This is a genomic window from Bacteroidota bacterium, assembly GCA_023957335.1.
GTDB lineage: Bacteria > Bacteroidota > Bacteroidia > NS11-12g > UBA955 > JALOAG01.
This window is the reverse complement of record JAMLHC010000001.1, coordinates 491,723-504,116: the sequence shown is the minus strand read 5'-3', so window position 1 is coordinate 504,116 and position 12,394 is coordinate 491,723. Positions and strand designations below refer to the sequence as shown.

Genomic DNA, 12,394 nt, shown 5'->3' with positions numbered 1-12,394 from the left:
TTCCTCGTATTGGCGTTTCGTTCTTTTGCTCTTAGAGTTGTAGGGTCAGTTTTAAATGTGAGATAGATATTTCGGCTCGGGGCTTAGCGTTCGGGCAGGAAATCTCCGCAGGAGATTTCCTGCCCGAACGCTAAGCCCGTCTGACGCCAAACCGTGTTGTGCGTTCGTTCCGTTATGTAGACATCGGATGTATTCGTATTTGCCCACCGATTGCTTTTAAAACTTTCATAATAGTTGAAAATTGTGGTTTTGAACCGTCCGATAATGCTTTGTACAAACTTGGTCTGCTCATTCCTGTTTCTTCGGCTATTTTAGTCATACCAATTGCTTTAGCAATGTGTCCGATTGCGGTTACAATTTGTGTGTCATTTCCTTCTTCCAAAACGGTATTTAGATATTCAGTAATCATTTCATTACTGTCTAAATAGTCTGCTATGTCAAATTTTGATGTTTCCATTTTTTATTTTTTTGTTTTTTTATGGTGTTCGTGATACGCTTTGCTTAATTCTTTTGCTTTTTCAATGTCTTTCTGTTGGTTTGATTTGTCGCCACCAATTAGGAGAATGATAATTTTCCCGTCAGTTTCTTTGAAATAAATTCTGTAACCTTTTGCATAATTTATTTTCAATTCACTAATTCCGTTTCCGACAGGTTTGCAGTCTCCAAAATGTTCTTCATTTTCTAATTTTTGAAGTCGTAACAAAATCTTCGCTTTGGCTCGCAAGTCATTCAACTTTCTGAACCACTTGTCAAATTCTATCGTTTTTTCAATAAAGTACATTTTTCGTTACTGTATCTACTCGGATACAAAATTATGAAAAACATTTTAATTTTGCAAATCCAATTGTGGAAGTATCGTGTCAGTAAAATTACGCACAATAGGACGTTTGTTGTATCAAACCACCGTTTCCGAAAAAAATGCTATAGAAATGCACCGATATTCACAAGGAATATATATCTTGCGCTTTGAAAACCTACATACCCATGAAATATACATGCAAAAATTGGTTAAAACTGACTAAGATTGCGGTTTTGAGTTTTTTGGTTTTCAGCTCACTCGTGAGTGTTGCGCAACAGGCGACACAGACACTCTCGTTTGAGTCGGACAGTATGGATAATTTCTTGGGTGCCACTTGCATGGACTTGATTGAATCACAGGATGGGGGTTTTTATTTTCTAACGAATTATTACCTATATAAAATTGACCGTTTTGGAAAATTGCAATGGCAATATAGCATATTTGAAATAGAAGCGATTACGCATATAGACAGCATATATGACAATGTGAATGTTGCCATTTACACTAGATTTATTCAAGTGTTTGAAGACAAAGATGGGGTGTATCTGTTTGGTTTTTATTATCCTAATGGAGAACAACCCTATTATGCACATTTGAGTCTTGACGGAACGTTGTTATTTGACACATGTTATTGTGCTTCAGAACAATTATATAACACAGATGCGCCAATATGGGGTACAATGAACCGTGTAGTTATTGATAACGCAAATATCTATTATGCGACACACGTTCCCCTGCATCCTCGATATTCTATGGATTCGGGAGCGTTGGCAGATAATTACTATTACAGTTTTCAGGTATTTAATAAGTTTACAGGCAAGCGCGTTTATAGTTACTACGACCGCGACTATACCGATTCGGCTATTATCATACGCGGTGTGTTTCAAACAGATTCTGTGAATCATAAGTTCTTGGCTTATGGATTGGTTTACAAGCCAAATACACAAGTAACATCAGCCAATTATTATTTTTTCTTGTTGGATTCTCTGGGCAAGATAGTGGAACGCAAACCTCTGTTGCCCTCACTGAATGAATTTACAAACAAGGGTTTTTACCCTCAAGAATTTGAATTTCCTGATTTTACTGCTATCCCCAAGGGCAAAACCCCTGCCCCTTGGCTTTCCAAAGGTGCTGCCGACAGATTGTTAGCTACCGTAGAAACAAACAGCCCGAAAAGGTTTTATTACATGATTTATGATAAAGCCGGTAATTTTGAGAGCTTAGACAGTTTGTCGTTCTCAGAATATGGCTATTATTATGATGATTTGTTTATGATAATACCAAATAGTCTTGGTCAAACAGGTATAGTGAACGAGGGTTATGAGAAACCTTATGATAAAAATAAGGACAAGTATGTTTACTTAGATAGCGTAGGAAATAGAATATGGGAAAAATCATTTCACTTTTTTTTTAAAGATTTAACAGCAACAGTGCCAGCTGTGTCTATCTACCGTTTTTGTCGCGATATTTTTTACTACAAAAACAAGTTTAGATATTTTAAGACCCGCGAGGGCGGTTTAGTTTATTTGGTGAGGCTATATGTTGCTAATGACACCCAAAGCTATTACTATTATCGTTTATACCACATCAACCACTTGGGTTGGGCATTTGGTTATAATCCTTATGCATACACTGCATCTGATCCGCCCGCAAGCGCATGGTTTGACGGTGAGGGTGATTTGGTGGTGCAGGAAGAGATGCAGCAATGGCATATCCGTCTCACAGATATGACCGGCAGAGAACTGTACTACGGCAGCCCTTCGCGTAGTGGCTTCATCCACTTTGACATACCCTTGTCAGGCGGGGTCTATGTGGTTTCGTTCTATGAGCCGGAGACGGGCGAAGTTTGGCACCAAAAAATCATCAAAGAAGGCTATAACTAAAATGAATATCGGTATGCACGCAAGTTAGATGTCGGGAGTGTATCAAGCAACCGTTTTCGAAAAAAATGCTATAGACATGCACACATATTCACAAGGAATATATATCTTGCGCTTTGAAAACCTGCATACCCATGATGTACAGATACGGAAGATTATTAAGTCTGAATAACCTTGCCTGCAATCTTACTGCAATAATGTTGATTATATGTAAGAATATGAAAGTGTGTGTGTGCTTGCTCATGATTCTTCCGGTATGGTTACAGGCACAAGCACCCAAGCAGACACTCTCTTTCATTACCGACAAACTCTATGATGAAGGGGGAGGGATATTTTTAGATATGATTGAAACTGAAGATGGAGGTTTTTTATTACTGACAAGTTATCATCTGTTTAAAATAGACAACGAAGGACACATGGAATGGAAGTTGAACGCTGGTGAGACTGACATAACCATTGATGGTAGCGCGGTAATCACAGTCTTCGCGCAAGTATTTGAAGATAACGATGGGATATATATATATGGACAAGGACCTTATTTTACTCCTTATTATGCCCGCTTAAACCAAAAGGGCGAAATGTTGTTTGATACCTTGTATTGGGATAGTTACTTTGATACATTAGAGCCTCTCAATTATATAAACAGCATTCTTTTGGAAGGGAATACATTCATTGCGTCAGGTCCTAATTTACGAAACCCCCATCGCGATTCAACCGGTCAATGGAAATGGGACGGAGGTTATTATGGCTTCTATAAGTTTGACAAACAGACGGGCAAGCGACTTTGGAGTCATTATGATTTTTTTACTGAATCAAACTTAACTGTTCGGAAATTAGTAAAACTAAGAGGTGAAGAAAAGGGTTATCTATTATATCTTATTCAGTTTGAGGCAGGAGCTATGTCAGATAGCAAATCAAATCATGTCTTAGTGCGTTTAGACTCTTTGGGTAGAATCCTTTCCCTGAATGATATGTTTCCCAAGGAGCAGTTTGAAGACAAAGGCTATGTGATGTCGAAGTGGTTCATAGCTAATGACAATAATCCTTTTGTGGGCATACCCTCCGGAGAGCCTCCGCGCATGGCGATAGGTATTAAAGAAGCCGACAAGGTTTGGACTAAAGCAGCATTTGTAAGTAAAAAAGACAGTACTTCTCAAATGACGACAGACTTTTATATCACTTATGACAACGAGGGCAAATTTTCAGAGATTATTCCTGCTCCCTTTGGATATGGTGTAGGTATGCGAACCTACTATATAGGGGGCAGGGAAAAATCAGAGATATTCTATATAGACAAAAAGGGCGATACCTTATGGAAATACCCTGAGGAACAGTTTCCCGCACTTCCTTATGTTACTCGCTCGCCAGAAGAAATTCTGCCGGGAGATTTTACTTATTTTCACACATCCGCAGGGGGGCTTCTTCAAGTGGGAGCTGGGGTTGATTCTGCCCTTACCTCTTTTAAAGTAGTGCGCCACATCAACCATTTGGGTTGGGCATTCGGTTATAATCCTTATGCTTATGCTGAATCAGATCCGCCCGCAAGCGCATGGTTTGATGGGTCGGGTGATTTGGTGGTGCAGGCAGAAATGCAGCAGTGGCATATCCGTCTCACGGACATGACCGGCAGAGAACTATACTACGGCAGCCCTTCGCGCAACGGCTTCATCCACTTTGACATACCCTTGTCAGGCGGGGTCTATGTGGTTTCATTCTATGAGCCGGAGACAGGCAAGGTTTGGCATCAAAAAATCATTAAAGAAGGCTATAACTAATATGAATATCGGTATGCACACAAGATGGATGTTGGGAATGTTGGGATTGTTCTTTATAGTTCAATCCTGCAAAAAACCACAATATGGTTGTACCGACCCTGATTCCGCCAACTATTGCGCTGATTGCGATGAAGATGACGGAACGTGTATATACAAAGGCAAAGTGGACTTTTGGTTTAACCAAGCTACGATGGATTCCATTAACAAACACATGGAGCCAATGGATCTACTGAGTTTTTATGTCAATAAAAAAATCGTTACACAAAACATTGATTTAGAAATGCCTATATCTACAATGGAACAAGCCCCTGATTGCAAAGGTGATGGTATAGTCAGTATCACGATTGATTTAGGCACAACTAAAAGTAAGATGGTTACTTTTAGCATCCGTCAGTTTATAGGACAATTAGTATGGGAATATCCCATCGAAGTCAAAGCCAATGCTTGTATTCAACAACAATTAGTTTGGCGCGGAGAAGGCTTTAAGTTCAAGGCGTTTAAGTGAGGGGCGATAGAACTTTTTATCTGATTGAAAGCAGCCGTATGGACAGTTCATATCGTTCCGTGTATTGGCAGTTAGTTTTTTTTCTTTTAGAGTTTCAAGGTCAATTTTAAATGTCCGCCAAAACCTGTCCTGATGATTTTCATAAGGGTTGATAACCTTATATCACTCGCATTGTTTTCAATGCGTGAAATGTAGGATTTGTTTGTTCCGCACTTTGCAGCAAGTTCTTCTTGGGTCATGCCAAGTTTAACTCTTGCTTCTTCAAGTAAAACGCCAAGTTGGAACGCCTCAAACTCTTGTTCCCATTGCTCTCTTTTTGTTGCGCCTCTTTTGCCGTATTTGCTGTCAAGGATTTCGTCAAGAGTTGTTATGTTACTTTCTTTCTTTTTCATATTCTGCTTTTATTTTTAATGCTTTTTCAATTTCGTTTTTTGGTGTTTTTTGAGTTTTCTTCTGAAAGCCGTTTCCCAAAACAATCAAATTTCCTTTGTCGAAAAAGGCAAAAATTCTATAAATATTACTGCCCAATTCTACACGAATTTCGAAAAGTCCGTCCGTTCCTGTTATGTGCTCAAAAAACTTTTTAGGAACTCTGTCAATTATTCTCAAAAGGTTCAAAGTCCATTCTATTTTTCGTTGCACTTCGTCCGTTTGGTCTTCATAAAAGTCCAAAAAGTAACTCTTATATGCGATAACTTGTCTAATAAGTTTCACGCAACAAAGTTAACTATTTAGACAACAAATTCCAAATGATATTTCTTCTTTCATTTGCTTTTAAAAGTTAGATTATTATTTCAGGACGTTTGTATAATTTCAGCCGTGCTTGGTGTTGTCGCCAACCACTCCAAATATCTTCCAACAAATATCTATTTGAGTACTTTGAAAATTACTTAATAACTCTGGTTTTGTAATCGGAATATTAAACTTGACTTTCTGTGCGGTGTATTAAAGAAAATCCCTCTTTGCCATTAATTTGTGTGGTTGGTGACAACACCAACCACGGCTATAAAGTTTGCTCATCCCTTAATTTATTCAATGGAACAAGGATAATAACAGTTTCGTTATGCTGAAACTGTTGACTGTTTTTATTTCTCAAATCTTTTTTGAAATATGACACATAACGTTTTTGCAGCTTGGCAAGGGAGCGGACTATTGTCACATATTTCCTTGCGAGGACTGCACTTCAAATATTCTAAAATATTTCAAACGGAGAAACTCCTCCGCTCTCTTGCCAAACTGCCCGTTAGCAGAAGGCAGAATTATGTGATTATTAGATTACAGATTAATTTTATCATTAATTCTTTTTCATTCGGGTTACTTTGAGCAACTAAAAGAGCTAGTGCAATAAGAGCATTGTCATTAATTTTATTTTCTCCATTGTTGTTCAGATGGTGTTTGTTTTTTTCAAGAAACCACACGAAAATAAATGCACCAATTCTTTTATTACCATCTGAAAATGGGTGATCTTTAATGATGAAATAGAGTAAGTTTGCCGCTTGTTCTTCAATCGTTGGGTAGAGATAATTGCCATCAAAGGTTTGGGTGACAGATTTTAGAATTCCTTCAAAACTTTGATCTTTTTGATTCCCAAATAGTTCTGTTGCTTCCTTTTGTTGAATTAATTGTTTTTTCAGTTCGTTAATTGAAATGACGGCTTCGTTATAATCAATCTCGTATGTTATATTTTCTTCAAGATTTCTCAACTCGATTGCATTGCTGTCGAATTGATTGAGTAAGATAAAACTTTTTGCATATTTTGTCAGGATATTGAAAAGCCCTTTTGTTTCCGAGATTTGATTCGTATTATTTTCGGATTGAGCAATAATTTGAACAATTTGATTGAGTTCTTGCAACCTTTTTTGGTTGACTGAATATCCTTTAATTAAGTATTCCTTTAATCGATTTGTTGCCCAAATTCTGAATTGAGTTCCTTGTTTTGAGTTTACGCGATAGCCAACAGAGATGATTGCATCTAAATTATAATAATCTATTTCTCTGGTTATATTTCTTTTTCCTTCGGTCTGAACTGTTGCATTTTTTGCAACAGTTGAACTATAATCAAGCTCAGATTCCTTGTAAATATTTTTTAAGTGTCTAGAAATTACTGATTTATCACGACCAAAAAGTTCAGCGATTTGGTTTAACGATAACCAAACAGTTTCATTTTCAAACCGAACTTCGATTTGAGTTTCACCATTAGAAGATTTATAGAGTTCAATTGCATTCACTTTTCAAATATAGTGAAATTAAAATGTAGTGTGGAGAACTGCTCTCTGCCAACGGCAGTCCGTCTTATAACTTTATTTTCTCATTGATTCTTTCGCAAGACTACGCAAATAACTCTAATTACAGACACTTAAAAAAAGATTTATTTTAGAAGATGAATTCCATTTTTGGGAAAAGAAAGTGTTGTAAAACGCTTTAAAATAGCTTTTCGAAACCCAAAAATAAAGGACAAGTTCTTTGAGGAACTTGTTGAGCAGGATATTGAAGCTTTCAGCCGCGGTTGGTGTTGTTACCAACCACTCCAATAATCTTCCAACAAATATCTATTTGAGTGCTTTGAAAATTTCTTAATAACTCTTGTTTTGTAATCGGAATATTAAACTTGACTTTCTGTGCGGTGTATTTAAGAAAAATCCCTCTTTGCCATTAATTTGTGTGGTTGGTAACAACACCAACCACGGCTATAAAAAGGCGAATATCCTTGCCGACTTAGGATTACCGACCTTTCCGGTCGTGTGTTGGCAAGCGAAAAATTGCCTTTGGGGAGTCAACATATTACGCTACCTTTGAACATGCTTGCCAACGGAGTATATCTGTTGCAAATAGAAAACTTACATACCCATGAAATATACATGCAGAAGTTGGTTAAAACTGACTAAGATTGCGGTGCTGAGTTTTTTGACTTTCAGTTCCCTCGATAGTGTTGCGCAGCAGGCGACACAGACACTCTCGTTTGAGTCGGACAGTATGGATGATTTCTTGGGTGCCACTTGCATGGACTTGATTGAATCTCAGGATGGGGGTTTTTATTTTCTAACGAATTATTACCTATATAAAATTGACCGTTTTGGAAAATTGCAATGGCAATATAGCATATTTGAAATAGAAGCGATTACGCACATAGACAGCATATATGACAATGTGAATGTTGCCATTTACACCAGATTTATTCAAGTGTTTGAAGACAAAGATGGAGTGTATCTGTTTGGCTTTTATTATCCTAATGGAGAACAACCCTATTATGCACATTTGAGTCTTGACGGAACGTTGTTATTTGACACATGTTATTGTGCTTCAGAACAATTATATAACACAGATGCGCCCATATGGGGTACTATGAACCGTGTAATTATAGATAACGCAAATATCTATTATGCGACACACGTTCCCCTGAATCCCCGATATTCTATGGATTCTGGAGCGTTGGCAGATAACTACTATTACAGTTTTCAGGTCTTTAATAAGTTTACAGGCGAGCGCGTTTATAGTTACTATGACAGAGCCTATACCGATTCTACTATTCTCATCCGCGGTTTGTTTCAAACGAATTCTGTACATCATAAGTTCTTGGCTTATGGATTGGTTTACAAGCCAAATACACAAGTAACATCAGCCAATTATTATTTTTTCTTGTTGGATTCTCTGGGCAGGATAGTGGAACGCAAACCTCTGTTGCCCTCACTGAATGAATTTGCCAACAAGGGTTTTTACCCTCAAGAATTTGAATTTCCTGATTTTACTGCTATCCCCAAGGGCAAAACCCCTGCCCCTTGGCTGTCCAAAGGTGCTGCCGACAGATTGTTAGCTACGGTAGAAACAAACAGCCCGAAAAGATTTTATTACATAATTTATGATAAATCCGGTAATTTTGAGAAGTTAGACAGTTTGTCGTTCTTAGAATATGGCTATTATTATGATGATTTGTTTATGATAATACCAAATAATCTTGGTCAAACAGGTGTAGTTTTCGAAGGTTATGAGAAACCTTATGATAAAAATAAGGTCAAGTATGTTTACTTAGATAGCGTAGGAAATAAAGTATGGGAAAAATCATTTCATTTTTTTTTTTAAGATGTAACAGCAACAGTGCCAGCTGTGTCAATCTACCGTTTTTGTCGCGATATTTTTTACTACAAAAACAAGTTTAGATATTTTAAGACCCGAGAGGGCGGTTTGGTTTATTTGATAAGGCTAGAGGTTTTTAACGATTCACAATTTTATTACTATTATCGTTTATACCACATCAACCACTGGGGTTGGGCATTCGGTTATAATCCTTATGCATACACTGCATCTGATCCGCCCGCAAGCGCATGGTTTGACGGGTCGGGTGATTTGGTGGTGCAGGAAGAGATGCAGCAATGGCATATCCGTCTCACAGATATGACCGGCAGAGAACTGTACTACGGCAGCCCTTCGCGTAGTGGCTTCATCCACTTTGACATACCCTTGTCAGGCGGGGTCTATGTAGTTTCATTCTATGAGCCGGAGACGGGCGAAGTTTGGCACCAAAAAATCATCAAAGAAGGCTATAACTAACATGAATATCAGTATGTACACAAGATGGATGTTGGGAATGTTGGGATTGTTCTTTATAGTTCAATCCTGCAAAAAACCACAATATGGTTGTGCCGACCCTGATTCCGCGAACTATTGCGCTGATTGCGATGAAGATGACGGAACGTGTATATACAAAGGCAAAGTGGACTTTTGGTTTAATCAAGCTACGATGGATTCTATGTATAAGAACTGGGGTGGTTTAGAAATGGTGTTCTTTTATATAGGGAAAAAACGCATACCTTATTTCTTTGATTTGGCATTTCCACCCAGTCCTATGGAGTCTGCCCCTGATTGCAAATCTGCCGGTATTGTGAGTGTTTCAGTTGATTTAGGGAAAGAAAAAAGCCAAACCATGACATTTGTTTTACGCACGGGTTTGGGAATCCTTGTATGGGAATATCCCATCGAAGTCAAAGCCAATGCGTGTATTCAACAACAATTAGTTTGGCGCGGAGAAGGCTTTAAATTCAAGGCGTTTAAGTGAGGGGCGATAGAACAGTAATGCTTGTTTTGCCGGTTATCTTCGGACAGAAGTCTGTGTACCCTTTGTTGTACTTAGTGTCGGATGTATTTGTGTCAAAATTACCTTCTGCTTATTTAAAATCATAATAAATAATGTACATTTGCACCGATGGCAACAGCGTTGTGCAATTTAAGAAAAGGTGAAAAAGCAATCTTGAAATGTGTGAATAATCCCGCGCTTGAGCTTAAAATGCTTGAGTATGGTTTTGTTGAGGGCACCACTCTTACAGTATGTGGCTGTGCGCCATTTGGTGGTCCTGCGATTATTGAGTGCAGTTGCACTAAGCTGATACTCCGCAAGAGTGAAACTTCGCAAATTATGGTTGAACCTCAAATTTAGTTTGCTTGACTTTGGAAGTGGATATCCCAAGCATATTACTGGCAGGCAACCCCAACTGTGGTAAGACGTCCATATTTAATATTCTTGCTGGACTCAACCAAAAAGTAACTAATATTCCCGGAACTACGGTAGAAAAGGTTTCGGGTAAAATCAAGGTTCATAACAAAGAATATACGCTGGTGGATTTGCCAGGCTCATATAGCCTCATTCCCAAATCAGAGGATGAGCTTGTGGCAGCAACTGAAATTCTTAACGCAAAAAATTCCATGATTGTGTTTGTAGCAGATGCTACAAGGCTTGAAAGCAATCTCTTTTATTTTTCACAAATTGCCGACCTTGGACTGCCTACTATGCTGGCGCTCAATATGGAGGATCTTGCCAAAAGCAAAGGCATTGAAATAGATATAAATGCATTGTCTGAAAAATTGGGAGTGCTTGTTGTGCCCATTAGTGCATTGAGGTCAGAAGGGATTGATACACTCAAAAACACTTTTCACAAAGTTGTATATCCAAATCAAAATCTGTTTTACCCTCACTATGACAAGTCCGGGATGGCGTATAAAGACTTTGTTCAGCACCAGATTCAGCTCAGCAATTCGGGAGAAACTGTGGACACGAATCGTATGTTAGATGCGAGTGCGAGACAAAAGATGATAGCGGAGATTGTCAAAGAAACGCTAACCCGTATGCCTTACCCAAAGCAGTTGGTTGAAAAACTGGATCATTTGCTCGTACATCCGGTATGGGGTATTGTCTTCATGCTTGCTATTATGACTGTGATTTTTCAGTCAGTATTCATGCTGGCAGAAGTGCCCATGCAGGGCATAGAATGGATTTTTGTTAAAGTTGGTGGTTTTGTTAAGGATGCTTTGCCTTCAGGGTTCTTCAATGATTTAGTCGTTGAAGGATTGATTGCCGGGCTGGCAGGTGTTGTTGTGTTTGTGCCACAGATTGTGATACTTTTCTTTTTTATAGGATTGTTAGAAGAAACAGGCTACATCACCAGAATCAGCTTCATTTCTGATCGATTTATGCGAAAATTCGGGTTGAGCGGCAAATCAGTGATTCCATTGACAGGTGGTCTTGCTTGTGCTATTCCATCCATCATGGCTGCCCGAACAATTGAAAATAAAGCGGAAAGGCTTGCTACTATTTTTATCATACCACTAATGACTTGTTCTGCACGCCTGCCGGTTTATACTTTGTTGATTTCTATGCTTGTGCCGGAGAATAGTTATGTGGGATTGTTTAATACACGAGGATTAGTGCTGATGGGGATGTATTTGTTGGGTTTTGTGTCTGCATTGTTGTTTGCCTTGATTTTCAGATTGTTTATTAAAGCCAAAACAAAAAATCTTTTTGTGTTAGAAATGCCCGAATTGCGCCCTCCTCGTTGGAAACCCTTGTTGTATATGCTCTACAAAAAATGTATGATGTTTCTTATTGGAGCCGGTAAGGTGATTTTGATTGTTTCCTTGATTCTTTTCTTTCTAAAGAGCTTTGGTCCGGGAGATGATATGCAACAAATTAAAGACCGCTATGCTGCGGAGTATGGTTCCATTCTCAGCACATCTGTTGAACAGCAACAGAATGCAGAGTTGTTGGAGGCATCGTGGATAGGAAGAATTGGTAGAGTTATTGAACCTGCTATTAAACCATTAGGTTATGATTGGAAAATAGGAATTGCCCTCACTACATCTTTTGCTGCACGTGAAGTATTTGTTGGCACTATGTCAGCTATCTATGGACTTGGTGATGATGAAGGAGAAGGTGGCTTGCGCGATATGCTCCAAAAGCAGAAAGACCCATTAACAGGGTTGCCTATCTACACATTTCCTGTATTAATTTCACTATTGCTTTTTTATGCCATCGCACTACAATGTGCAAGTACGGTTGCAGTTGTTTATAAGGAAACCAAAAGTCTGAAATATACGGCTATGCAATTAGTCAGTATGTATGGAGCAGCGTATATTATATGTGCGCTTGTATTTAATATTTTGAGTTGAA

Annotated in this window: 12 protein-coding genes; 7 read left to right on the top strand and 5 right to left on the bottom strand. The window is 38.4% G+C overall.

Features of this window, described 5'->3' with window-relative positions; all coding sequences use genetic code 11:
- Positions 1 to 172 precede the first annotated feature (172 nt).
- Together M9892_02060 and M9892_02055 are read right to left on the bottom strand one after the other, a co-directional pair.
- Positions 173 to 457: a putative addiction module antidote protein gene (locus M9892_02060; GenBank protein MCO5253136.1), complete on the bottom strand. Its 285-nt coding sequence runs from the start codon at positions 455 to 457 to the stop codon at positions 173 to 175.
- A gap of 3 nt (positions 458 to 460) precedes the next feature.
- Positions 461 to 781: a type II toxin-antitoxin system RelE/ParE family toxin gene (locus M9892_02055; protein MCO5253135.1), complete on the bottom strand. Its 321-nt coding sequence runs from the start codon at positions 779 to 781 to the stop codon at positions 461 to 463.
- Positions 782 to 984: 203 nt separating this feature from the next.
- Here M9892_02055 and M9892_02050 point away from each other — a divergent pair, with 203 nt between their 5' ends.
- The 3 genes from M9892_02050 to M9892_02040 all read left to right on the top strand — a co-directional run bounded on the left by M9892_02050 (position 985) and on the right by M9892_02040 (position 4,959).
- Positions 985 to 2,682, top strand: a complete 1,698-nt coding sequence (locus M9892_02050) for a hypothetical protein (GenBank protein MCO5253134.1) — start codon at positions 985 to 987, stop codon at positions 2,680 to 2,682.
- Between the two features lie 131 nt (positions 2,683 to 2,813).
- Entirely contained in the window at positions 2,814 to 4,454 is a 1,641-nt protein-coding gene (locus M9892_02045) for a hypothetical protein (GenBank protein ID MCO5253133.1), read from the top strand.
- Between the two features lies 1 nt (position 4,455).
- Entirely contained in the window at positions 4,456 to 4,959 is a 504-nt protein-coding gene (locus M9892_02040; protein ID MCO5253132.1) for a hypothetical protein, read from the top strand.
- A gap of 86 nt (positions 4,960 to 5,045) precedes the next feature.
- Here the strand turns inward: M9892_02040 and M9892_02035 are convergent, their stop codons facing one another.
- The 3 genes from M9892_02035 to M9892_02025 all read right to left on the bottom strand — a co-directional run bounded on the left by M9892_02035 (position 5,046) and on the right by M9892_02025 (position 7,187).
- Entirely contained in the window at positions 5,046 to 5,351 is a 306-nt protein-coding gene (locus M9892_02035) for a helix-turn-helix domain-containing protein (protein MCO5253131.1), read from the bottom strand.
- A complete protein-coding gene (locus M9892_02030; protein ID MCO5253130.1) occupies positions 5,332 to 5,673 on the bottom strand; it encodes a type II toxin-antitoxin system RelE/ParE family toxin in 342 nt (113 codons plus the stop codon). Before M9892_02030 ends, M9892_02035 begins: the two co-directional genes overlap by 20 nt.
- Positions 5,674 to 6,218: 545 nt before the next feature.
- Complete coding sequence (locus tag M9892_02025; protein ID MCO5253129.1) at positions 6,219 to 7,187, bottom strand: type II toxin-antitoxin system death-on-curing family toxin; 969 nt, start codon at positions 7,185 to 7,187, stop codon at positions 6,219 to 6,221.
- Between the two features lie 619 nt (positions 7,188 to 7,806).
- On the opposite strand from M9892_02025, the gene M9892_02020 reads away from it, so the two are divergent.
- The 4 genes from M9892_02020 to feoB all read left to right on the top strand — a co-directional run bounded on the left by M9892_02020 (position 7,807) and on the right by feoB (position 12,393).
- Positions 7,807 to 9,036, top strand: a complete 1,230-nt coding sequence (locus tag M9892_02020; protein ID MCO5253128.1) for a hypothetical protein — start codon at positions 7,807 to 7,809, stop codon at positions 9,034 to 9,036.
- Positions 9,037 to 9,060: 24 nt separating this feature from the next.
- Complete coding sequence (locus tag M9892_02015) at positions 9,061 to 9,504, top strand: T9SS type A sorting domain-containing protein (GenBank protein ID MCO5253127.1); 444 nt, start codon at positions 9,061 to 9,063, stop codon at positions 9,502 to 9,504.
- Position 9,505: 1 nt separating this feature from the next.
- Positions 9,506 to 10,009 (top strand): hypothetical protein, encoded by a 504-nt coding sequence (locus M9892_02010; GenBank protein ID MCO5253126.1) that lies wholly within the window; start codon positions 9,506 to 9,508, stop codon positions 10,007 to 10,009.
- A gap of 395 nt (positions 10,010 to 10,404) precedes the next feature.
- A complete protein-coding gene (gene feoB / locus M9892_02005; GenBank protein MCO5253125.1) occupies positions 10,405 to 12,393 on the top strand; it encodes a ferrous iron transport protein B in 1,989 nt (662 codons plus the stop codon).
- The last annotated feature ends 1 nt before the right edge of the window (position 12,394 follow it).

Coding starts and splice junctions, on each gene's coding strand:
- M9892_02060 (MCO5253136.1), bottom strand. CDS start 457: ATGGAAACATCAAAATTTGACATAGCAGACTATTTAGACAGTAATGAA.
- M9892_02055 (MCO5253135.1), bottom strand. CDS start 781: ATGTACTTTATTGAAAAAACGATAGAATTTGACAAGTGGTTCAGAAAG.
- M9892_02050 (MCO5253134.1), top strand. CDS start 985: ATGAAATATACATGCAAAAATTGGTTAAAACTGACTAAGATTGCGGTT.
- M9892_02045 (MCO5253133.1), top strand. CDS start 2,814: ATGATGTACAGATACGGAAGATTATTAAGTCTGAATAACCTTGCCTGC.
- M9892_02040 (MCO5253132.1), top strand. CDS start 4,456: ATGAATATCGGTATGCACACAAGATGGATGTTGGGAATGTTGGGATTG.
- M9892_02035 (MCO5253131.1), bottom strand. CDS start 5,351: ATGAAAAAGAAAGAAAGTAACATAACAACTCTTGACGAAATCCTTGAC.
- M9892_02020 (MCO5253128.1), top strand. CDS start 7,807: ATGAAATATACATGCAGAAGTTGGTTAAAACTGACTAAGATTGCGGTG.
- M9892_02010 (MCO5253126.1), top strand. CDS start 9,506: ATGAATATCAGTATGTACACAAGATGGATGTTGGGAATGTTGGGATTG.